Source organism: Pedobacter sp. Leaf41 (assembly GCF_001422545.1).
Taxonomy (GTDB): Bacteria; Bacteroidota; Bacteroidia; order Sphingobacteriales; family Sphingobacteriaceae; genus Pedobacter.
Window position 1 is genome coordinate 387897 of the sequence record NZ_LMLE01000001.1, and the last position, 24912, is coordinate 412808.

Annotated in this window: 20 protein-coding genes; all 20 read left to right on the forward strand. The window is 37.1% G+C overall.

Annotated elements, in window-relative coordinates; translation table 11 throughout:
• Positions 1–102 precede the first annotated feature (102 nt).
• Positions 103–1401, forward strand: a complete 1299-nt coding sequence (locus tag ASE92_RS01785) for a c-type cytochrome (RefSeq protein ID WP_056848389.1) — start codon at positions 103–105, stop codon at positions 1399–1401.
• Positions 1402–1449: 48 nt separating this feature from the next.
• Positions 1450–4479, forward strand: coding sequence for a TAT-variant-translocated molybdopterin oxidoreductase (locus ASE92_RS01790; protein ID WP_056848390.1), 3030 nt, complete (start codon positions 1450–1452; stop codon positions 4477–4479).
• A 26-nt stretch (positions 4480–4505) separates the two neighbouring features.
• Positions 4506–5978, forward strand: a complete 1473-nt coding sequence (nrfD, locus tag ASE92_RS01795) for an NrfD/PsrC family molybdoenzyme membrane anchor subunit (protein ID WP_056848391.1) — start codon at positions 4506–4508, stop codon at positions 5976–5978.
• Between the two features lie 2 nt (positions 5979–5980).
• Positions 5981–6517 carry a DUF3341 domain-containing protein gene (locus ASE92_RS01800; RefSeq protein WP_056848392.1) on the forward strand — a complete coding sequence of 179 codons (537 nt, stop codon included), beginning with the start codon at positions 5981–5983 and terminating at the stop codon, positions 6515–6517.
• On the forward strand, positions 6510–7106 hold the full coding sequence (locus ASE92_RS01805) for a cytochrome c (protein WP_369817374.1): 597 nt from the start codon (positions 6510–6512) through the stop codon (positions 7104–7106). Before ASE92_RS01800 ends, ASE92_RS01805 begins: the two co-directional genes overlap by 8 nt.
• A 15-nt stretch (positions 7107–7121) precedes the next feature.
• Positions 7122–8342, forward strand: a complete 1221-nt coding sequence (locus ASE92_RS01810; protein WP_056848394.1) for a hypothetical protein — start codon at positions 7122–7124, stop codon at positions 8340–8342.
• Between the two features lie 66 nt (positions 8343–8408).
• The gene (locus ASE92_RS01815) at positions 8409–9647 is read left to right on the forward strand and encodes a cytochrome c oxidase subunit II (protein ID WP_056848395.1); all 1239 of its coding nucleotides are present in this window, start codon (positions 8409–8411) and stop codon (positions 9645–9647) included.
• Positions 9648–9670: 23 nt separating this feature from the next.
• Positions 9671–11548 (forward strand): cbb3-type cytochrome c oxidase subunit I, encoded by a 1878-nt coding sequence (locus ASE92_RS01820; RefSeq protein WP_200926311.1) that lies wholly within the window; start codon positions 9671–9673, stop codon positions 11546–11548.
• A gap of 82 nt (positions 11549–11630) precedes the next feature.
• The gene (locus tag ASE92_RS01825; protein ID WP_056848397.1) at positions 11631–12689 is read left to right on the forward strand and encodes a heme A synthase; all 1059 of its coding nucleotides are present in this window, start codon (positions 11631–11633) and stop codon (positions 12687–12689) included.
• 11 nt (positions 12690–12700) lie between these two features.
• On the forward strand, positions 12701–13609 hold the full coding sequence (gene cyoE, locus ASE92_RS01830) for a heme o synthase (RefSeq protein ID WP_056848398.1): 909 nt from the start codon (positions 12701–12703) through the stop codon (positions 13607–13609).
• Positions 13610–13624: 15 nt separating this feature from the next.
• Positions 13625–14191, forward strand: a complete 567-nt coding sequence (locus ASE92_RS01835) for a cytochrome c oxidase subunit 3 (RefSeq protein ID WP_082454879.1) — start codon at positions 13625–13627, stop codon at positions 14189–14191.
• A gap of 31 nt (positions 14192–14222) precedes the next feature.
• Complete coding sequence (locus ASE92_RS01840) at positions 14223–14930, forward strand: cytochrome c oxidase subunit 3 (protein ID WP_056848400.1); 708 nt, start codon at positions 14223–14225, stop codon at positions 14928–14930.
• A gap of 24 nt (positions 14931–14954) precedes the next feature.
• Positions 14955–15311 (forward strand): cytochrome C oxidase subunit IV family protein, encoded by a 357-nt coding sequence (locus ASE92_RS01845; protein WP_056848401.1) that lies wholly within the window; start codon positions 14955–14957, stop codon positions 15309–15311.
• Positions 15311–16006 carry an SCO family protein gene (locus ASE92_RS01850; protein WP_056848402.1) on the forward strand — a complete coding sequence of 232 codons (696 nt, stop codon included), beginning with the start codon at positions 15311–15313 and terminating at the stop codon, positions 16004–16006. The genes ASE92_RS01845 and ASE92_RS01850 overlap by 1 nt, the downstream gene beginning before the upstream one ends.
• A gap of 56 nt (positions 16007–16062) precedes the next feature.
• Positions 16063–16599, forward strand: coding sequence for a DUF420 domain-containing protein (locus ASE92_RS01855; protein WP_056848403.1), 537 nt, complete (start codon positions 16063–16065; stop codon positions 16597–16599).
• A gap of 118 nt (positions 16600–16717) precedes the next feature.
• Entirely contained in the window at positions 16718–17320 is a 603-nt protein-coding gene (locus tag ASE92_RS01860) for an RNA polymerase sigma-70 factor (protein ID WP_056848404.1), read from the forward strand.
• A 109-nt stretch (positions 17321–17429) separates the two neighbouring features.
• Positions 17430–18392, forward strand: coding sequence for a FecR family protein (locus tag ASE92_RS01865; RefSeq protein ID WP_056848405.1), 963 nt, complete (start codon positions 17430–17432; stop codon positions 18390–18392).
• A gap of 33 nt (positions 18393–18425) precedes the next feature.
• A complete protein-coding gene (locus ASE92_RS01870) occupies positions 18426–22064 on the forward strand; it encodes a SusC/RagA family TonB-linked outer membrane protein (protein ID WP_056848406.1) in 3639 nt (1212 codons plus the stop codon).
• Positions 22065–22074: 10 nt separating this feature from the next.
• Entirely contained in the window at positions 22075–23535 is a 1461-nt protein-coding gene (locus ASE92_RS01875) for a RagB/SusD family nutrient uptake outer membrane protein (RefSeq protein ID WP_056848407.1), read from the forward strand.
• Positions 23536–23549: 14 nt separating this feature from the next.
• Entirely contained in the window at positions 23550–24908 is a 1359-nt protein-coding gene (locus tag ASE92_RS01880) for a putative zinc-binding metallopeptidase (protein WP_162237737.1), read from the forward strand.
• Positions 24909–24912: the final 4 nt, after the last annotated feature.

Here is a 24912-nt window from a genome sequence, read left to right on the forward strand (position 1 = left end):
TATTAATAAGTTATACTTTTGTTCAAGTTTTGGTGGAGCTACATCAGTTCATGCATCAATTTCACAACAAAAAGTAAATTAAATAAGTATAAAGTGTTCATTATGAGAGATATCTCGATGATTTTAAAAAGCGTTTGGAAGTCGTTATTCGTGTTTTCAGCAGTTACTGTAATGGCGGTTTCATCCGTTAGTGCTCAGGATGCTAAAGAGGGGAGAACGCTTTTCAGAGCTAAATGTTCATCATGCCATGCATTAGATGCCAAATTGGTAGGTCCTGCTTTAACAGGGGTGAGTGATCGCCACTCTGAAGAGTTCTTATTAAAATGGATTCCTAATTCGCAAGGAATGATTGCTGCCGGCAATCCGGAAGCGGTTAAATTATTTAACGAAAATGGTAAAGTAGCGATGACTTCTTTCCCTGAGTTGGATGAGGAAAAAGTTAAAAGCATTTTAGCATACATCAAAGAAGGCGAGCCTAAAGCTGCTGTTGATCCAAATGCGCCAAAAGCTGGTGCTGGAGAAAGCGGTACATCTGGTTTATCTATCGCTGGTATCGTTGCTATTGTATTGGTAGGTATTCTAATCCTGGTAATTTTAGGTCGTGCATCTAAATTGCTAGAGCGTTTAATCTTACAGAAACAAGGTATTGAAATTGAAGAAGATGTGCCGTTAAAGGTAGGTGTTCGTAAAATGTTCAAAAACAAGAAGTTTGTGATGTTCTTTATCTTGTGTTTGGTAATTGCTTTAGGATCTTGGGGTTGGATGGGTATGTGGAACACAGGTGTTCACACTGGTTATCAACCAGTTCAGCCGATTAAATTCTCACATGAGCTACACGCTGGTATCAATCAAATCGATTGTCAGTATTGCCACAATGGTGCTTTCAAATCTAAGAATGCTACTATTCCATCATTAAATGTTTGTATGAACTGCCACAAAGCTGTTCAGGCAAGAGATAATTATGATGGTGAGATTTCTCCAGAGATCAAAAAAATCTACAATGCTTTAGGTTACGATCCTGAAACACAACAATACGATAAGAGCAAAGAGAAACCGATGGAGTGGGTACGTGTACACAACCTTCCAGATTTTGCATACTTCAACCACTCTCAGCACGTAGTAGTTGCAGAAGATGCTATTCGTAAAGCAAAAGGATTACAACCAACAGAGCCTGTATGTTTCGCATGTCACGGTCCGGTTAATACAATGGAAGAGATTTACCAATATTCTCCATTAACCATGAAATGGTGTATCAACTGCCACAAGGAAACAGATATTTCTGGTCAGAAAAATAATGCTTTCTACGCTAAGGTTATTGAAGCGCATGAGAAAATTAAAAAAGGCGAGAAAGTTACCCCAGCGTTATTGGGTGGTTTAGAGTGTGGTAAATGCCACTATTAATAGATAGAGTTTAGTAAGAACGTTCGAATAAACAGTAATATAGCTTAAATGGAAAGCAACAAAAAATACTGGAAAGGCTTAGAGGAGTATAATAATACACCCGATTTTGTTAAGAATAGCAAAAACGAATTCGCCGAGCCACTTCCAATAGAAGATGTTTTAAATGAAGCAGGGTTAAGCACCGTTACCCCACGCCGCGACTTTTTAAAGGCGTTAGGTTTTGGTTTAGGTGCAGTTACTTTGGCAGCATGTCAAACAGCCCCGGTTCATAAATCTATTCCTTACCTGGTAAAACCTGAAGAGGTTACGCCTGGTATTCCTAACTATTATACTTCGAGCTTTAACGGCCAAAGTATTTTAGTTAAAACAAGAGAGGGTCGTCCGATTAAAATTGAACCAAACCCTAATGCAGGTGAATTTTATCGCGGTACTGATGCAAGAGCGCAAGCTTCTGTGTTAGATCTTTATGATGTATCGAAATTAAAAGCGCCAGTTCTTAAAAACGAAGAAACTACCTGGGCTAAGTTAGATAGCTTTGTAAAAAGCGAATTGGCAAAAGCACAGGCAGGCGGTAAAAAAATCCGCGTAGTGGCTTCTACAGTTAACAGTCCATCAACAAATGCTGTTTTAGTACAGTTTATTGCAAAATATCCAGCGGCTAAATTGGTACAATATGATGCGGTTTCTTATACCGGAATTATTCAGGCTAACCAAAACAGCTTTGGTAAAGCGGTATTGCCAAAATATAACTTCGATAAAGCTGACTTAATTGTAAGTTTCGCTGCCGATTTCTTAGGAACCTGGATTAGCGGAGAAGAGTTTACAGCTCAATATACTTCTAACCGTAACTACAAATCGTTAGAAAACAAAAAAATGAGCCGCCACATTCAATTTGAAAGTGGAATGAGCTTAACGGGTACAAATGCTGATACGCGTGTTCCGATTAAATTATCAGAAGAAGGACCTGCTTTAATCGCTTTATATAATGCAATTACTGGTCAGTCTTTAGCGGGTGGTACACTTGGAAACAACACCACTGCTGATAAAGTAATTAAATTAGTAGCAAAAGAATTAGTGCAAAACAAAGGTAAAGGCCTTGTAGTGTGTGGTTCTAACGATGTTTCTACTCAAATTTTAGTAAATGCGATTAACTCCGCTATCGGAAGTTATGGTACCACAATCGATTTAGATAATCCTTGCTATTTATATGCAGGTAACGATGCTGAATTTAACGGTTTAGTTGCCGAAATGAGTCGCGGTGAAGTTGGTGCTATTTTATTTTTAAACAGTAACCCTGCTTACGATTTCATGAATATTGATGCATTTACTAAGGCTTTAGCTAAAGTTCCTGCAAAAATCTCTTTCTCAGATAGAGCTGATGAAACAGCTTCACTTTGTGATGCCATTGCAATTAACCATAACTATTTAGAGTCGTGGGGTGATGCAAATGCTTACGAAGGATATTATTCAATTGTTCAACCTACCATCAACCCAGTTTTCAACAGCCGTCAGGCAGAAGAGAGTTTATTGGTTTGGGCTGATGCTCCGGTTAAAAATTACTATCAATTTGTTCGCAACAACTGGGAAACCAAAATGTTGCCAGCAATTGGTTTAAAGTGGAATGATGTTTTAGAGAAGGGTGTAGTTACAGTAGCTCCAAAAGCAGCCGGTAGTTATTCTTTCACTCAGTCATTGGCGCAAGTTGCTACTTCAATTGTAGGCAGCAGCAAAGCTTTGGCAAAAGGCGGCGACCAGGTAGAATTGCAAGTTTACGAAAGTGTTCCGATGCGTGATGGTAAAAACGCCAACAATGCATTCTTGCAAGAATTGCCAGATCCGGTTTCAAAAGTAACCTGGGATAACTATGTTGCTCTTGCACCAAAATTTGCAGAAAAATTAAAGGTTAAAGAATTTGATGTAGTTACTGTAAAAGGTAGCAATGGACATTCTGTAGATCTTCCGGTATTGATCCAGCCAGGACAAGCACAAGGAACAGCATCTATCGCATTAGGTTATGGCCGTACTAAAGTTGGTAAAGCTGGTAACGAGGTAGGTAAAAATGCGTTCCCTTTTATCTCTTTCCTAAACGGAACAATGCAATATGCCAGCAATGTAACCATTACCCCAACAGGTGGTTACTATGAATTGGCTCAAACACAAACTCACCACTCGTTCGAAGGTCGTGCGGTAATTAAAGAAGCTACATTCAAAGAATATTTGAAAGATGCTTCTGCTGGTAACCATAAAGGCGAACACAAAGATTACGATCTTTGGGATGCCTATGAGAAACCAGGTAACAACTGGGTAATGGCAATCGATTTGAATGCTTGTACTGGTTGTGGTTCTTGTATTGTTGCTTGTAATGTAGAAAATAACATTCCTGTAGTAGGTCGTGATGAGGTTCGCCGTCGTCGTGAAATGCACTGGATTCGTATTGATCGTTACTATAGCTACGAAACCAAAGATGGTGATGTAACCAAAGAAAAAGAGATTGCTAAATTGGAAGATTTAGATCACGTTTCTGTGGTTCACCAACCAATGTTGTGCCAACACTGTGATCACGCACCTTGCGAAACGGTTTGTCCGGTATTGGCAACTGTACACTCAAGTGATGGTTTAAACCACATGGCTTATAACCGTTGCGTAGGTACACGTTACTGTGCGAATAACTGTCCGTATAAAGTTCGTCGTTTCAACTGGTTTAACTACTGGAATGATTCACGTTTCGATAACTACTTAAATAATGAGTTTACTCAATTAGTATTGAATCCTGATGTTACTACCCGTTCTCGTGGTGTAATGGAGAAATGCTCAATGTGTATCCAACGTATTCAAGGTGGAAAATTACAAGCTAAATTAGAGAAACGTCCATTGAAAGATGGCGATATCAAAATGGCTTGTCAGGAAGCTTGTTCAGCAAATGCAATCATATTTGGTGATTCAAACGATCCAAATTCAGAGGTTTCAAAAGCATTACGTTCTGAGCGTATCTACTACGTATTAGAAGAAATCAACGTGAAACCAGGTATCGGATACATGACAAAAATTAGAAATACAGATACAACAGTACAAGCGTAAGCTTTAGTATAAAGAAAATACAAATTATGTCAGGACATAACGAATCAATACTTAGAGAACCATTAATTACCGGCGATAATATCACGTATGCAAAAATTACGGATGATATTTTAGGGCCGGTAGAAAACAAGCCGAACAAGGCTTGGTGGATTGGTTTCATCGTTTCAGCATTAGGTGCTTTACTTTGGGTTGTAGCTGTGAGTTACACTTTTTGGAATGGTATCGGTGCATGGGGCTTAAATAAAACAGTTGGATGGGCATGGGATATCACCGGTTTCGTATGGTGGGTAGGTATCGGTCACGCCGGAACGTTAATTTCAGCGGTACTATTGCTTTTCCGTCAAAACTGGCGTAACTCCATTAACCGTTCTGCAGAGGCGATGACAATCTTCGCCGTTATCTGTGCAGCAACGTACGTAGTATCTCACATGGGTCGTCCGTGGTTGGCTTATTGGGTTTTGCCATTGCCAAATCAATTCGGTTCACTTTGGGTAAACTTTAACTCACCATTGGTTTGGGATATGTTTGCCATCTCTACTTACTTCTCGGTATCATTATTATTCTGGTACACAGGTTTATTGCCAGATATCGCAACTATTCGTGATCGTGCAGTAGGAACACGCAGAAAAATCTATTCTATCTTTTCATTCGGATGGAGTGGAAGTGTTAAAACCTGGCAACGTTTCGAGGCGGTATCATTAATTTTGGCTGGTATTTCAACGCCATTAGTACTTTCGGTACACACTATTGTATCAATGGACTTTGCAACATCAGTAATTCCAGGATGGCACACCACAATCTTTCCTCCATATTTCGTAGCGGGGGCGATTTTCTCAGGCTTTGCGATGGTGTTAACCTTATTATTAGTAGCACGTAAAGTATTGGGTCTTGAAAACTACATCACCATGTTCCACATTGAGTCGATGAATAAAATCATCATCTTAACTGGATCAATTGTAGGTGTGGCTTACTTAACTGAGTTCTTCATTGCATGGTATTCAGGTTCTGAGTACGAGCAATACGCCTTCATCAACCGTTCTACTGGTCCTTATTGGTGGTCGTACTGGATGATGATGACCTGTAACGTGATCTCTCCGCAATTGTTATGGTTCAAAAAGATCCGTTTAAGCATCAAAGCTACTTGGATTTTATCAATCGTAGTAAACGTGGGTATGTGGTTCGAACGTTTCGTAATTATCGTTACTTCATTACACCGTGATTATATCCCTTCAAGTTGGGCAATGTTTTATCCAACCTGGGTTGATGTGAGTGTATTCGTGGGTTCAATCGGTTTGTTCTTTACTTTATTCTTATTATTCTTAAGAGTATTGCCTTCAATCGCTATCGCAGAGGTTAAATTATTATTAAAATCTGCAAGTGAGCAAGCGAAAATGAAACAGATTAAAGACGGACATGAGAACAAAGAATACGTAACAGAATACGTAGAGTCGTTACAGAAATTTGATAGTGTTAAACAAGAAGATTACGCAAAAATATAACAATGAGTGATATCAAATATATTTTAGGCAGCTTTGGTGATCCTGATGAAATGATGCATGGCATCGAAAAACTTCAGGAAAATGGTGTAAGCATTTACGATGTTTATACGCCAATGCCTATACACGGAATAGAAGCCAAATTAGGGATTAAAAGATCGAGAATCGATATTGCAGCATTTTGCTTTGGTATCAGTGGAACTTGCGCAGCTTTTGCATTAATTTATTTTTGCGCAGTAATCGATTGGAAAGTAAACATTGGTGGTAAGCCATCATTCGCATTGCCGGATTTTATTCCGATAATGTTCGAGCTTACTGTATTGTTTTGTGCTTTCGGTATGGTGTTAACTTATTATGCTTCTACGCATTTGTTTCCAGGAAGATCGCCAAGGGTAATGGATCTTCGTGCAACTGACGATCGTTTTGTTATCGCTATTGATGCAAAGGATAATGCAGCACACACTGTAATTGATGGATTATTAAAAGATGCAGGTGCTTTAGAAGTAAAGTATAATGAAAGGAAGTACATTAGCTATGAATAAGAATAAATTTGTTTATACCGCGTTTTTAGCTATCGCTTTTGCAGCTACTTTCACAGCTTGTAAAGATAAACGCAGTACTGGTTTAGAGTATGCCAGAAATATGTATGATCCGATTGCTTTAAATCCGGATCAGCCAGTAGATACCGCACATGTGCCAAGCTTTGGCGGACATGCTGCTCAATTACCACCAGCAAACACAAAACCCGTTGGGTTTACAGAGTACGATGAATTTCCTAATACCAAGGAAGGTTACGAAGCGGCGGGTGTAAGTATGGTAAATCCATTGCCTGTTGATACCATTAACTTGGCACAAGGAAAGCACTTATTCAATGTTTTCTGTAGCCCTTGTCACGGTGAAAAAGGTGATGGTCAAGGGCATTTGGTAAAAATTGAGAAATTTAGCGGTGTACCGGCATACCAAACAGGAGCATCATCTCGTGGTGGTAATATGGTAGATCTTACTGCAGGTAAAATTTATCACACCATTACTTACGGTGTAAATAACATGGGCTCGCATGCTTCACAAATTACGCCAACAGATCGTTGGAAAGTAGTGATGTATGTTCAACAATTACAAAAAGGACAATAGTAAAGCAGAATATAAATGGGAACTCACAATATTAATTTTAGTGAACAGTTTGAGTTTACAGGTAAAGTAAAAACCTTGAGCATTGTTGGTATCATATTAGGTGCTATTGCTATTGGTTACGGTTTTACTGGTGATAAAGTAATGCATGAGCGTACTTTTGCTAACCTGTTGCTTATGGGATATTACTTTGCATGCGTTTGTATGTCAGGTATGTTTTTCCTAGCCGTTCAATTTGTCGCGCAAGCAGGATGGTCTGCTTCAATTTTACGTGTACCACAGGCATTGGCCAAAACATTGCCTATTGCTTCTATAATCCTAATTGTGATTATTTCTGCTGGTTTATATACACATAATTTATACCACCACTGGCATGCTGATGGATTAACTGATCCAAATAGTCCTAATTACGATTCATTGATCGCAGGTAAGGCGGTATTCTTAAATGTGCCTTTCTTCTTAGGTCGTATGGTAGTATTTTTGGGTGTTTACAGTGCATTTGCAATAAGCTTTACTAAACTTTCATATAATGAAGATTTAGCCGGTGGATTAGCTTCATACAGAAAAAGCTTTAAAAATGCTTGTATCTTCCTGGTGATCTACGGTTTTACTACACCAATCTTTGCTTTTGATACAATCATGTCGTTAGAAGCGCACTGGTTCTCAACCATGTTTGGTTGGTACAACTTTGCCGCAATGTGGGTGAGTAGTTTAGCTACCATCGCAATCATCATCATCTTATTAAGAAGAGCTGGTTACATGCAATGGGTTAACAATAGCCACTTACACAACTTAGGGCAATTTATCTTTGGTTTCTCTATCTTCTGGACTTATGTATGGTTCGCACAGTTTTTACTAATCTATTATGCAAACATGCCAGAGGAAACTGTTTATTTCTACAAACGCTTTGAATATTACAAGTTTTGGTTTTTCTTAAACCTGGCGATGAACTTCTTAGCTCCGGTTTTATTGTTAATGGACAGAGACAACAAGAGAACAGATGCGAAGTTGTTATTTGTTTCTATCGTAGTATTGTTGGGTCACTGGGTAGATTACTACCAAATGATTATGCCAGGTGCTGTAGAAGATGGACACAATGGTTTCGGTATTGTTGAAATCGGTACTGCCTTAGGTTTTGTAGGATTGTTTACCTTTACCGTTCTAAGCAACTTAAGCAAGAAACCTTTAATTGCAAAGAATCATCCGTTATTACAAGAAAGTTTGCATCACCAGCTTTAATAGGTGATAGTATAGAGCAAATATTTAATTATTATTATAGAAGTACAGCGTACTACTTTTAAGGAAATGAGTTTAAGAAAGTTTATCACGAGTAAAACGACCGCGGCTTTGGCAGTATTACTTACTGTTTTTGCAAACACCAGCGCTTTTGCGCAAGAGGCAGCAGCAAGTGCTGCAGCGGCACCGAAAGTTGATATGGGAGAGGTTTACAAATCAGTAATTTTTTATACGCTGATATTCCTAGCCGTATGTGTATTCATCGCTATTATTGGTAAAGCAATAAAAGTATATGAACTAAGCCGCGAAGCGCAGGGTAAGCCAATTGGTATTAACTGGAACGGGGTACATGCAAGCTTATTTGCATTGTTCTTGGTTTTAGGTTTGTATGGTGTGTATTGGGAATATACCGTTCATGGTTCTATGTTATTGCCTGACGCTGCATCAGAACATGGAAAGAAGATTGATGAAATGTTTAACTTAACATTAATCATCACCACCATTGTATTCATTGCTACGCACATTTTATTATTTGGTTTCGCTTACATCTACAAGTATTCGGCAAAAAGAAAAGCTTACTACTATCCACACAATAATACGATTGAGAAAATCTGGACAATTGTTCCAGCCTTAGTATTAACAGTTTTAGTGTTGATGGGTTTCTTAACGTGGAGATCTATTTTCTTCAAAGTTGAAGATCCTAACAACAAACCACTTCAAATCGAAGTAACATCTGAGCAGTTTAAGTGGTCTATCCGTTACCCAGGTGCTGATGGTATTGTAGGAAAGAAAAACTACAAATTAACAACTGCATCAAATACTTTAGGTATAGATTTTAAAGATTTGAATTCTCGCGATGACGAAATGGCTGACGAAATGGTTATCCCGGTTGGTAAGCCTGTTAAGTTGATCTTAAACAGTAAAGATGTAATCCATAGTTTTTACATGCCTCACTTCAGAGTTCAGTTGAACACTGTACCAGGTATGCAAACTATTTTTGAATTTACTCCAACAAAGACTACCCGTCAAATGCAGGAGGAAACCAATGATCCTAATTTTAAGTTCCTTTTCTACTGTGCTAAGATTTGTGGATCTGGTCACTATAACATGCAAAAAGATGTACGTGTAGTATCAGAAGCTGAATACAAAACATGGATTGCAGAACAAAAAACATACTTAAACGACGATTTAAGAAAACAATTTAATTTGCCTGTGGCACCTGCACCTGCTAAACCAGCAGCAGAAGGAGATTCATCAGCAACCGATTCGGCAGCTGTGAAAGGAAACCAAATGGCTTTAAATAAATAATATTAAGCAGGAGCGAAAAGAATATGTCAACAATAGCATTACACGACGAACACAATCACGACCACGCTGATCACGGACACCACAAGGAGACGTTGATTTCGAAGTATATCTTCAGCATGGATCACAAAATGATTGCTAAGCAATTCCTAATTACGGGTATCATTATGGCCGTAATTGCAATGGGCTTATCAATTTTATTCCGTATTCAATTGGCTTGGCCAGATCAAAACTTTCCATTCTTAGAAACTTTTTTAGGAAAATGGGCTGAAGGCGGTCGTATCAAACCTGACTTTTATTTAGCACTGGTTACCATTCACGGTACCATCATGGTATTCTTCGTGTTAACTGCAGGGCTTAGTGGTACTTTTAGTAACTTACTTATTCCATTGCAAATTGGTGCAAGAGATATGGCTTCGCCATTCTTGAACATGCTTTCATATTGGTTCTTCTTTATGGCTTGTGTGATCATGATGTCTTCGTTCTTCATCCAAACAGGACCTGCTTCTGGTGGTTGGACAGTTTATCCTCCTTTATCTGTAGTTGCGAAGGCAATGCCAGGTTCTGGTATGGGGATGACATTATGGTTAATTAGTATGGTACTTTTCGTGGCATCATCATTAATGGGTGGTATCAACTATGTGAGTACAATCTTAAACATGCGTACTAAAGGTATGGACCTTTGGAAAATGCCATTAACCATTTGGGCTTTCTTTTTAACGGCTATCTTAGGTATCTTATCTTTTCCTGTTCTTGTAGCTGGGGTGGTATTAATGGTATTCGATCGCAGTTTTGGAACAAGTTTCTATTTATCTGATATTGTTTTAGGTACAGATATTTTACCAAATGAAGGTGGTTCTCCAATTTTATGGCAACACTTATTCTGGTTCTTGGGTCACCCTGAGGTTTACATCGTTATCATGCCAGCTTTGGGTATCTCATCTGAAGTAATCTCGGTAAACTCACGTAAACCAATTTTTGGTTACCATGCGATGGTTTATTCATTAATTGGTATTACCGTACTTTCATTCATCGTTTGGGGTCACCACATGTTTGTTACCGGTATGAACCCGCTATTGGGTGGTGTATTTATGATTACCACATTGATTATTGCGGTACCTTCAGCAGTAAAAACATTTAACTATTTAGCTACGCTATGGAGAGGTAACATCCGTTTCACTCCAGCCATGTTGTTCGCTATTGGTTTAGTTTCATTCTTTATCTCTGGTGGTTTAACCGGTATCTTCTTAGGTAACGCTTCTTTGGATATTAATCTACACGATACTTATTTTGTAGTTGCCCACTTCCACTTGGTAATGGGTTCTGCGGCAATTTTTGGTATGCTTGCTGGTGTTTATCACTGGTTCCCAAGAATGTTTGGTAGAATGATGAATGCTAAATTAGGTTATTTACACTTCTGGTTAACTTTCATCGCGGCTTACCTGGTATTCTTCCCACTTCACTTCTTAGGTTTAGATGGTGTACCTCGTCGTTACTATGCTTTTACTGAATTCGAATTCATGAAAAAATGGTTAACGGTGAACGTTTTTGTAACCTGGGCGGCTATTATGGCAGCATTGGCTCAAGTAGCATTCTTGTTCAATTTCTTCTATTCAATATTCAAAGGTAAAAAGGCACCGCAAAATCCTTGGGAATCAAACACTTTAGAGTGGACTGCACCAGTTGAACACATCCACGGTAACTGGCCAGGAGAAATTCCAACAGTTTACAGATGGCCTTATGACTATAGCAAACCAGGACATGATGTAGATTTTATTCCACAAACAGTTCCTTTCTCTCAAACCATGAGTTCAAACTTGCCTCATGATTTTGAAGGAAATGCTGAGGCCGAGAAAATTCAACAAGATTGGGAATTAGCTAATCCTGTAAAAGAGAATAACTAGCTTTTAGCTTTAATACAATTTTAAAAGGGGTATCTGATTAAGTTTCTGCTTATCCGGATACCCTTTTCATCTTAAAAGATATATGGTCAGCAGATCAGAACAACGTTTTATTAGGATCAATTTCATAACCATCATAGTTACGCTATTGGTTATACTTGCCGGCGGTATTGTTCGCAGTACTGGCTCGGGTATGGGTTGTCCTGATTGGCCAAAATGTTTTGACCGTTATATTCCACCAACCGATGTATCTCAGCTACCTGCTGATTATAAAGAAAAGTATGTTGCCGGAAGGTTAAAAAAGAATGAAAAATTTGCTAAATACCTAGAGAGTATGGGCAAAGCTGAATTGGCAGATAGCATCAGGAATGATAAAAGTATTACACTGCCTGAAGAATTTAATCCGGCTAAAACATGGGTAGAATATATTAACCGTTTAACGGGAGTTGTGGCAGGAATATTTTTGCTTTTAACAGCGGTATATTCTTTTACCTACAGGAAATCGGCTAAGAGGATCATTTTTTTAAGTATCCTAAACATTTTAGTGGTGGGATATCAAGCCTGGCTTGGTTCAATTGTGGTTTCGACTAACCTGGCACAGTGGGTAGTTACCGTACACATGTTATTAGCAATTGTAATTTTAGCCATTTCCATATACACTTATAACTACGCGAAACAGCTGAATAAACCGCAATCCGTAATCATGTACCGCATATTATGGCTTAAAGGATTTTTGCTTTTCACCTTGATTGTTAGTGTTGTTCAAATCATATTAGGTACTGAGGTAAGAGAGTCGGTGGATGTAATTGCGAAATCACTGTCTTACACTATCAGAGGGAGTTGGATAGCAAAAGTGGGTTCCGTATTTTCATATCATCGCGATTTAGCCATTTTAGTAGTGCTTGCAAATGCGATCGTTTATAAAATGGTTATCGATCGCTTTAGCGGAAAAGCAGCCCCATTGTTAACTGCCCGTTTTATTTTAATCACGCTTCTCATACAAATTTTAAGTGGCTTTGCTTTAGCTTATATCGCATTTCCACCAGCAGCGCAAGCCATACACATTTTGTTTTCTACGCTGCTATTTAGTTTACAATTTTATTTGTACTTGCTGGTTTACCGTACAAGTACTTATAAGCAATAAAAAAAAGAGAATTGAAACAAGTTATTTCTGATTTTTCTAAACTTATCAAGTTCAGGCTATCGTTTACGGTAGTGTTTTCTGCATCGATATCATTTTTGATCGGCCAGAAAATGCAAGTAGGCAGAGGCCATATTCCTTCTATTGATTGGGGAAATTGGGGCATTTTGATCGCTGGTGGGTTTTTAGTAACAGCAGCCGCAAACTGTTTCAATGAGATTATTGAGAAAGACTTAGATAAGCTCATGTCTCGTACCAAAGATAGACCAATGCCTGCAGGTAGGATGACAACTGGACAGGGCTTGATTTTAGGCGTTTTTATGGCTTTTGTAGGGACCTGGTTACTTGGCAGACTGAACCTGGAGACTGGACTACTATCTGTATTTTCGATCTTGCTTTATGCGTTTGCTTATACACCTTTGAAACGCAAGTCACCGATTGCAGTTTTTGTTGGAGCCATACCTGGTGCGTTGCCACCGCTTATCGGTTACCTGGCAGCATTCGGAAGTTTGAAAGCGGAGATGTTTCATGAAATTGACTATTACATCGCAGGAATATTATTTTTAATTCAATTCGTTTGGCAGTTTCCACATTTTTGGGCAATTGCATGGGTGTTGGATGATGATTACAAAAAAGCTGGGTTCAGACTTTTACCTACTAAAAAACGTGATAAGACGACTGCTTTATTAACTTTTGTAAGTACGCTACTTTTGATTCCGGTAAGTTTATTGCCGACCTTTTATGGCTTCGGTGGTTATTACATCGCTGGTTTATCGCTACTAGCCGGGCTTATTTTTAGCTGGTTAGCTTTAAAACTTTTATTGAACAGAGAATTAATTGATGCGAAAAAAGTAATGTTCTGTTCGTTTTTTTACATCCCAGCCGTACAGTTGGGTTTATTATTAAATTTTATAGCAAAATAATTTATGGTTCTAACAATGGAAAATATCCAAGATACATTTGATCCAAAGCCGAGAAAATTTATAGTATGGTTATTTGTAGTATCATCAACAATTATGTTTGGTGGTTTTACAAGTTATTATCTTGTGTTTTCTGCATCCAAGGGAAAAGGGCATGGTTTGGTTCTGCCCGATGCCTTTATCTATTCTAGTCTGGTGATAATCGCCAGTAGTATTACGCTTTTCTTAGCATCAAGGGCATTGCGTAAATTAAATTTCAGCTTACAAAGAAATTTGCTTCTGGTGACTGTGCTATTGGCTATTGCTTTTGGTGTGATGCAGTTTAATGCATGGGGCAGTATGATCAAAACAGGTGCAACCCTGGTAGGTAATAATGCAGCAATTTCGTTTATTTATGTGGTGAGTTTTATTCACCTGCTACACATTATAGCTGGTGCTTTCTTAATAATTAGTGCTTTAGTGGGCAGCTACAGAAATATTCCATTAGCGAAAAGCCAATATCGCATGGAAATCGCATCTATTTTTTGGCATTTTATAGATATATTATGGATATATCTGTATGTTTTTTTACTTTTGAACCGTTAAATTTGTTAACAAACTATTATACTATTTCCAAATGAATTCAGTATCACAATTAGATCAAGTTAAAACCGGACCATGGAATGGTGGTCGTTCTCCGTGGTCGGTAGAATATGGTAAAATCATGATGTGGTTTTTCCTTTTGTCAGATGCTTTTACTTTTTCATCGCTATTGATCTATTATGGCGCTCAGCGTTTTTCAAAATTAACATGGCCAGATCCTGATTTGGTTTTCCAATCCGTACCTGGTCTTGCAGATAGTGGTTATCCATTAGTATTTGTGGGTATCATGACCTTCATTTTAATCATGAGTTCTGTAACGATGGTATTAGCCGTAGAAGCAGGACACAGACGTTCTAAAAAAGAAGTAATTTGGTGGATGGTGGCTACTATTATTGGTGGTTTTATGTTCTTGGGTTGTCAGGCTTTAGAATGGACTCACTTATTCCATGAAGGATTTGGATGGGGAGAAATTCCATCAGCAGAAGAATTAAAACATTTATTTTCTGGTGATGTTTCTTTGGTAGCAGCACAACAGTTTTCAAACCTTTTCTTTACCATTACAGGTTTTCACGGTTTCCACGTATTTAGTGGTGTGTTAATCAATATCATTATCTTAATCATGACCATTAACGGAACTTTCGAAAAAAGAGGTCACTATTTGATGGTTGAAAAGGTTGGTTTGTACTGGCACTTTGTAGATTTAGTTTGGGTGTTTGTATTCACATTCTTCTATTTGGTTTAATTTATCATATCTAAAAATATTATCATGTCAGAACATCATTCACATACAACAGAAGGACACGAACACGAAGAACATGCAGGTCTAAGCAAAAGAAAAATTTGGCAGGTATTCGGTATCTTATTACTCATTACGGTAATTGAATTTATTATCGCGTTGGTAATTTTACCTAAAGGCTATATGTCTCATGGGGTAGGTAACTTTGTATATATTGCATTAACTTTATTAAAAGCATTTTATATAGTAGCTTACTTTATGCACTTAAAGTATGAAAAATTAGGACTTCAGCTTTCGCTCACCGTTTCGTTTATTTTCATTATTTACTTTATCGTTTTAATGTTAATTGAAGGTGGATTTCTTAACATCCATATGATGAGCCATTAATGAAAAGAAGCCCAATTAAAAAGGTATTAATCCTGGTAAGCATATTGGCTATACCAGGATTTTTGTTTTTTTACTTATTGCCACAGTTTGCTAAAAACAGGTATAAGAGCTTGCCTATATTCGGAGAAAAGGTAGTAGCATCTACATTTCATTCCGTTAAAGGGAAGAAAATTCCAGATACCATTTATCACCAAATTCCTGAATTTAGCCTCGTTAATCAAAAAGGTGCAATTATTAATCTCGATTCTGTAAAGGATAAAATAATTGTTCTCAATCTTTTCTTTACTGATGCGATGAGTAAAGATGTGGCTAAATACATCAGTCAGTTGTCAGCTGGTTACACCAAGAAGCCACTGGTTCGCTTTTTAAGTATCTCTGTAAATCCAGATGATAAAAACAAAGTTGTTGATTACGCCAATCAATTTCAGGCCAAGGCTGGTAAGTGGGATTTGCTTACCGGAGATACATCAACAACCTATCCTTTAATCAGAAAAGGGCTTTTGCTTGATGTAATTAAAGATGAATCAAAGGATAAACCCAATTTCATATTTGGCAACAAAATATTATTGATAGATGTTCAACATCGAATCAGAGGCATGTATGAAATTGATAATCCCGAAGCCAAAAGTAGATTAGAGGACGAAATTAAAGTGCTTATTGCAGAATATCTACGCAATTTAAAGGATGGCAGGTAGGTTAAAGTTGAAATTTAAAAGTTTAAAGTAAAAAGTATTTAAGGGCACAAGGAGAAATGAAGTCATCAGTTGAAACGAAATATAATAAGTGGATTGTTGTATTGTCAATCGCCATACCTTTGGTAGTTGCATTGTTGTTCGGAGTTAACTTAAGGAAACTTGGTTACGATGTAAAGCCCTTGTCTTTTTTACCACCAATTTACGCCACAATAAATGGGATAACTGCCATTGTATTGGTAATTGCGGTTTGGGCCATAAAAAACGGCAAACAAAAGCTTCATGAAAATCTGATGAAAGTGGCCATTGGTTTATCTGTTGGTTTCTTAGGGATGTATGTGGCTTATCACATGACAGCTGATTCGACAAAATTTGGAGGCGAAGGCGCTATTAAATACATCTATTATTTTATTCTTATCACTCATATCTGCCTGTCCGTAATTATCATTCCTTTTGTATTAGTTACTTTTGTTCGGGCGCTGGCTCAACGTTTTGACAAGCATAGAAAAATTGCGAGGATTACTTTCCCGATGTGGCTTTATGTTGCTGTAACAGGGGTAATCGTTTATTTGATGATATCACCTTATTATAGCTAAGTGTTTTAAATTTTTTGAAATAAAGCTACCTGAAAACAAATCTAAACTGTCATTTTTGTGGTTATAAAGTTGTAATATTGATTCTATATTAACCGAGTCGATGGAAGGTTACCACTAGATGAATGCAACTAAGGTAGAAAAGGGAATTGATTTAATCACTATAATTGAGCAGGGTAATACTGCGACTTTCACCCATTTTTATACAGTCTATTTCCAAAAACTTTTATTAGCAAGCGACAGTTATGTGAATGATATATCTATCGCGGAGGAGCTGGTACAAGATATTTTCCTCAAGATTTGGGAAAATCCACAAGCTTTGAACGAAGTTCAATCCATCAAATCATACTTGTACCGCACTGTAATTAATTCATCCATTAATTACCTCAATCGTCAAAAAAATATAGAGCAGCATCATTTAAAATTAGCTTCAACTATTACGGATCAATATTTAATGGATCTTGATGAGGAAAGTGAAATGATTTTGATGTTAAGAAATGAAATTGAAAAACTTCCGGCTCAATGCAAAAAGGTGTTCATATTAAGTCGATTCGAAAGCCTAAAGTATAGGGAAATTGCAATTCAATTAAATATTTCTGAAAAAACAGTCGAGAATCATATCGGAAATGCCTTAAAACTATTAAGAGCTCGTTTTTTAAACGATGAAACTTTAAATAAGCGTGGTAAAGGATATTTAATGCTCTTGAACTTCATGTTTGTCTGATTTTGCTCGGTCAAAATGGTATTTTTTCAATTTTATTTAATTTTTTAAAAATTATCTAGGGGTTTTTTTCGGTTTGATTGTCTTTATATTTACAAACCCAAACTAACTAATGCTTAACCAACCTGAATACCTAGACTTAATTGTTCGGTATTTAAATAATCCACAGGATGAAAAACTTCATTCTGCTATAATTTCCTTTTGTGCTGAATCTGAAAGCAATCAATCCTATTTTAAGGAAGTGGAGCGGGTATGGAATTTATCGTCGAAAGCGGTACGTCTAAAAGAAGTTAATGAAAAAAAATCCCTTGAAAGTTTTAAACTGGCGCTGAAGAAGATATCTCACCAACCAACATTTCGAATTAAATGGTTAAGTGGCATTGCAGCTACTATTTTATTAGCTGTTTCTTGTTACTGGGTTTACACTTTAAATAGGCCTTTAGAATTATTAAGTTTCGAAACGAAAAATGATATCGACTCCCTTTTCTTATCTGATGGATCTAAATTAATTTTAGCGGAAAATACTATAATTAAGTATCCTAAAGCATTTGATGGGAATTCAAGAAATATTTATCTAACCAAAGGGAGAGCCTTTCTTCAAATTGTTAAAGATCCTAAACATCCCTTTAGCGTAATTATGGGTGAATCGAAAGTGAGTGTTTTAGGAACTTCTTTTAACCTTGATTATTCTCCTGTTAAAATTGATCTTGATGTAAAAACCGGTAAGGTTATTTTTTCGCCCTATCAAAAAGGTACATCTTCTATTTTAACAGCAGGCCAGGCTTTAACTTATCGTATCTTGGATAAGCAATTCACGACAAGGATATCACAAAATTCAGATTCTTGGATTACCAAGCAATTAATTTTTGTTGACACACCTTTAGAAGAGGTTTGCAAGCAATTAGGTCACTATTATAAAACTGACATCAAACTAATTACCAACCATCAACTGGTAGAAAAATTTAATGCCAAATTCGAGAATAATAGTTTGAACGAGGTTTTAGAGGTTTTGAAAGCAACTTATTCATTAAAAATAAAAGAAACTAAAGATACTATTATCCTACAAACACCTTAACTAATCAATTAATCAAACAAACAACAATTAACTATGGAGAGAAATTTCTACAAAAGAAATGCGGGAATGAGTTTGCGCCGAATGGCCTTACTTCTGTGTGCAATCTTTTGGGCGGTTTTAGCCAAAGCTGATATTCAGCAAGGTAACGCCAAGCCCGAAAGGTTAGACAGCTACTTAAAGAAAATTGAACAAGCTTACAAAGTAAGTTTCGTTTACGACGCAGCTGAAATTAACAAAACAATGATGTTGGCGGTTCCTAACAAACTCACATCAATCACTGAATCACTAGATCAGCTGAAACAAAAAAACATCGGTTACAAGTTAGTGGGTAGCCAGGTTATACTTAAAGTGCAGGAAGCTTCAAAATCTAACACAAAAAAAGATATAATCATTAAGGGTCGTGTTAGAGATAAAAAAGATGGCTCAGCTTTGCCAGGCGTAAGTGTACGTGAAAAAGGTGCATCGAATGCCGTTTCTACTAACGGACAAGGCGAATATCAAATTAAAGTGAAAGATGGAGCCACATTATCTTTCGCTTCAGTAGGTTATAAAACCATTGAAATCGCTGTAAATGGCAGAACCACAATAGATGTTTCAATTGAGGAGGATGCTAACCAACTTAAAGAAGTAAATGTAGTTTCTACGGGTTATCAGGAACTTAATAAAAAATTATTTACGGGTGCGGCAACTGCTTTAAAGGCTTCTGATGTAAAAAGAGATGGTATCACAGATGTAAGTCGTATGCTTGAAGGTCGTGTAGCTGGGGTTTCTGTTCAAAACGTTTCCGGTACATTTGGTGCTGCTCCAAAAATTCGTGTGCGTGGCGCAACCTCTATTTCAGGAGATAATAAACCGCTTTGGGTAGTGGATGGAATTATTTTGGAAGATGTGGTTAACATTTCCAATGAACAATTGTCAACTGGTGATCCGTCTACACTTGTAGGTTCATCAGTAGCAGGACTAAACCCTGACGATATTGAAAGCTTTAATATTTTAAAAGATGCTGCTGCTACAGCCCAATATGGCGCTAGAGCAATGAACGGTGTCGTTATTATCACTACAAAGAAAGGTAGAAATACTGAGGGCAAGCCATTGATATCGTATACTGGAAACTTTTCTAGTTATATGAAACCTTCATATAATAACTTTGATATTTTGAATTCTGCAGATCAAATGAATGTTTATATTGAAATGCAAAATAAAGGATGGTTAAATCATTCAAGTTCATCTCGTAGTGCAAATGGTGGGGTATTTACAAAAATGTACAATCAAATGTATGTCTATGATCCTGCAACAGGTAGTTATGCGCTAAGAAATGATGCTCAAAGTCAAAAGCAGTTTTTACAACGCTATGCTGATGCAAATACTGACTGGTTTGATGTTTTATTTAAACAGTCATTAATGCAAGAACACTCGCTAAGTGTGGCTACGGGAACACAGAAATCTAAAATATATGCTTCAACGAGTTTTCTACAAGATAACGGATGGACGATCGCAGATAAGGTTAAAAGATTTACTGGGAACTTCCGTGGCAACTTTGAGATTAGTGATAAGTTAAGTTTTGAACTCATTACTCAGGGCTCTATCCGTGATCAAAAAGCGCCGGGAACTTTGGGTAGAAATGGAAATCCAGTTTACGGAACTTATGATCGTGATTTTGATATTAATCCATTCAGTTATGCTTTGAATACCAGTCGTACGTTAACACCTTATGATGCGAATGGTAATCGGGAATATTTTACTCAGAATTACGCACCATTTAATATCCTTAACGAATTAGGAAATAATACCTTAGAATTGGGCTTGATTGATTTTAAAGTTCAAGGTGGGTTAAAGTATAAGATCACAAACAACTTAAAATACTCTTTTGACGGTGCTTATCGATTTGCTAAAACCAGCCAGGAGCACAAAATTACTGAAAACTCAAACATGGCACAAGCATATCGTGCCGGTATAAGTCCTGATGATGCTACGATAAGAAATAACAATAAATTTTTATACAGCAATCCGGATGATCCAAATGCATTACCAGTTTCTGTTTTACCTTATGGCGGTTTTTATAAAACCAACGATGATAACATCACAAATTATTACGTAAGAAATAGTTTAGAGTATGATAAAACCTTCAATGGTGATCATCTTTTCAATGTTTTTGCAACTCAGGAGATGCGTTACATCAATCGTCAAAATAAAGTTTTTGATGGATATGGCTATCAATATGATAAAGGTGGTGTTCCGTTTATTGATCCAAATATTGTTAAACAAAACGTTGAAGGCGGCTTTAACTATTATAGCATGGGTTATCGCTACGAGCGTTATCTAAATTATGCTTTAAGAGCGGCGTATTCATACAAGGGTAAATATAGCATTAACGCAACTGGCCGTTATGATGGTTCGAATTTATTGGGAGAATCACCAACAGCAAGATGGTTACCTACATGGAATGTTTCTGGAGCTTGGAATATCGATACTGAAAATTTCATGCAGGGCGAAAGACTTAAAAGCATAATTAGTCGGGCAACATTGAGGGCAACTTATGGTTTAGTAGCAAGTATGGGTTCGGCAACAAACTCAAGTTTAGTAGTACAAAGTATGGGTACCCGTCGTCCATACCTAGGAGAGAAGGAAACCAAGCTATACATTTCTGGTCTTGAAAACTCTGAATTAACATTCGAAAAATTAAACGAACTTAACGTAGGGTTGGATTTAGGATTATTCAAAGAAAGAATGACTTTAACAGTTGATGCTTATAGAAGAAAAAGTTTTGATTTGATTGGTGCTTTTAGAACTTCTGGTATTGGTGGTGAGGCCATTAAGCAAGCAAACTATGCTGATATGAAATCGGAAGGTATAGAGGCAGCTTTGGGAGCGAAAATTTTTACCTCTCCTTCTTTTAGTTGGTCAACCCAATTAATTTTTGGTTACAACCGCAATGAGATCACAAACTTGAAAAACCAACCATCAATCTTCGGTTTAATAGGTGCAGATGGTGGTCCATTAGAAGGCTATGCTCAAAGAGGATTATTTTCACTTGATTTTCAGGGATTAGATCCTTTAAATGGTTCTCCAAAATTTATCAATGATGAAGGAGTTGTAAGCGGTGATGTTTATCTGCAAAGTGATGTAATTAAATACCTTAAATATGAAGGCCCTATCGATCCCCAATATACAGGTGGTTTCTCAAATACATTTAAATACAAAGATTTTACCCTCTCAACTTTAGTAACATTTGCAGCGGGAAATAAAGTGCGTTTAACGCCTTCATTTAAAACGAGTTATACCGATCTTGATGCTATGCCCAAAGCATTCTTAAGTCGTTGGGAAATGCAAGGTGATGAGTTGTTAACAAATGTTCCTTCAATTTTGGATGTTTTGGAAGCACAAGCATTCGGGAGTAACTATGCTTATAATAACTATAACTACTCTACAGAGCGTGTTGCAGATGGAGGTTTTGTACGTATGAAACAAATTATCTTAAGTTATAACATTCCTTCAAAATACACAAAGAAACTTGGATTAACTAACTCATCTATCAGTGCAGTTGGTAATAACTTATTCTTAATTTATTCAGATAAGAAATTAAACGGACAGGATCCAGAGTTTTTCGGATCAGGAGGTGTGGCTTTGCCAATCCCTCGTCAGTTTACATTATCTTTAAAGGTGGGGTTTTAAACATACTATCATGAAAAAAATATACATATCGATTATTGCTTTAACGCTGATATCGACAGCTGGATGTAAGAAGTTTTTGGAGCAAGCACCAGATCAAAGAACACAAGTAAATACAGTAGAAAAAGTAGCTGAATTATTAACAAGTGCCTATCCAGAAGGTAACTATATCGCATTTACCGAGACAGCATCTGACAATGCTGAAGATAAAGGCCCTGGAATAGGAAGTGAAGGAAGAACGGTTACACAACCATATTACTGGTTGGATAATGATGATGATGACAGTGATACGCCAACACAATATTGGAATTCGTGCTATGAAGCAATTGCAGCAGCAAATGCTGCATTAGAGGCAATTGAAGTTAATAATTTAGGTGCTGCAGCGTTACCGTACAAAGGAGAGGCTTTAGTGGCAAGAGCTTATGCCCATTTTATGTTGGTAACACTTTATTCGAAGGCTTATGATCCTGCAGGTAGCAACGATTCACCGGGTATACCTTATGTAACCGTTCCCGAAAAAGTAGTATCAGCTCAATATACTAGAGGTACAGTAGCATCAGTGTATGCGAGCATTCAGAAAGACTTATTAGAAGGGCTTCCATTAATAAAAAACACTTCTTATAAAGTTGCTAAATATCACTTTAATTTAGGTGCAGCAAATGCGTTCGCTGCAAGATTTTTCTTATTCAAAAAAGAGTACGATAAGGTAATTCAATATGCAAGTGCGGTTTCTCCAGGAAATGCTTTCGCTACAATATTGAGACCTTGGAATACCAGATATAATACGTACACTTTGGATGAGCAGGTAATTAACTTTACCCAAGCGAGTGAACCATCAACACTATTATTAATAGAAACGGCATCATCATGGGCCAGGACAGTAAGTCCAAGATATGGATTCGGGCAGGTTCAAAATAATGAAATGTTTACACCAAATGTTACAGGCGCACGTTGGGCATATAAGTCAGCTTATTACGGCGTACCACATTATACAATGTTAAAATGGAATGAATATTTTGTAAGAACCAGTCCTAATGCTACGATTGGTTTTCCATATACTATTGTTCCTGTTTTAACTGCAGACGAAGTTTTATTGAACCGAGCGGAAGCTTATGCGTCATCAGGTCAAAATACATTGGCATTGGCAGACTTAAATACTTATTGCAGTACAAGAATCTTAAATTACAATGCTACAACCCATGCAGTTACTTTAGCTAAAATTGCAACATTTTATGGTATAGCTGATCCAAAAGCAGGTTTAATTGCTACAATTTTAGATTTCAAGAAAAAAGAATTTACCCAAGAGGGATTGAGATGGTTCGATATTTTAAGATATAAATTGCCTGTTCAACATAAAGTTTTTAAAGTGAATGGATCATTTGAAACCATTACACTTACTGCTGATGATCCACGGAAGTTGTTTCAATTACCGAATCAGGTTACACTATCTGGCATTGCTCAAAATCCAAGATAATAAAGATGATTATTATGAAAAAAATATTTAATAAAGGGCTTCTAGCATTAGGTATGCTAACAATCCTTGCATCTTGTAAAAAAGAGGGCACTTTAAATGCCAATTTAGATGCGATTGACCAAAACATTATAACCAATAAAAATGCTACGGATATCTGGTTGGACCAGAATTTTCTTAACCCATATAATATTGAAACGAAGTATAGATTTGATCGCTTTGAGCTTCCATCGGGTAAAAACATCACACCTCCTTCGGTTGAACAAGTTATTCCAGCAATGGAAATGGTTCGCGATGTATGGATTAGACCATTTGAAAGTGCTGGTGGAAGTGATTTTATTAAAAAAATATCTCCGAAGCAATTCGTTTTAGCAGGTAGTGCAGAGTATAATAGCAATGGTACAATTACGTTGGGAACTGCCGAAGGTGGACGTAAAATTGTATTGTATGTGATTAACTCATTTGATAAAACCAATCTAGCATCGGTTAAACAAATGATTCAGGTTATTCAGCATGAGTACACTCACATTTTAAATCAGACTGTTGATTTTTCTCCTGAATATCAAACAGTATCGCGTGGCGGTTACGAAGCTAACTGGACACAAAGATCATTGGCAGAAGCTTACTCTTTAGGTTTCATCACGCAATATGCAAGGGTTTCTCCAGGGGAAGATTTTGCCGAGCAATCATCTAACATGTTAATGATGGGGCGTGTTCAGTATAACGCTATTGTGGCAACATTGGCAGCAGATGCCCAAGTAAAATTAAAGAAAAAGGAGCAGTACGTTGTAGATTACTTCAAAACTGCGTTCAATATTGACTTCTATAAATTGCAAAGTGAGGTTCAGTTGGCTTTATTTAAAGTTTCGCAGCCAGTTTTGGCAAGAATGATTGGTCCTGGAATTGGTTATACAACGCTTACCGCTAATCCTTCAACTGAGCCTAATCAATCGGCAGAGTTTCTTGGTTTATGGAACGCAGCAAGAACTTCAATGGCTGCTGGCGGTTTTGTTTTAAGCAATTATGCGATGACTTTTAAAGCAGCTAACCTCATGACCTTAAGGTATACTTTTACCAATGCTGCTGGAACAACAACTTATTTTGCAGATGCAGATTACACGATGGCATTGAATACTACAACAGGTGTTACCACATTTACTTTGTTAGCAACTCAACCTACAACAACAACTTACGGAAATATGGGTGTTATTAATGCAAGAATGGCAGGAGTGAATAGCTATTTTTCTACAGGATCATTCAGAGCCAATTGGATTAATCAAATTATTCCAGGAGATATTGGGTTTTTAGGCTCATTAGGGGCATTTTATAAAACCACTAATGCCAATTCATATTTTTATGGTACAATGGGTCAATAATTAA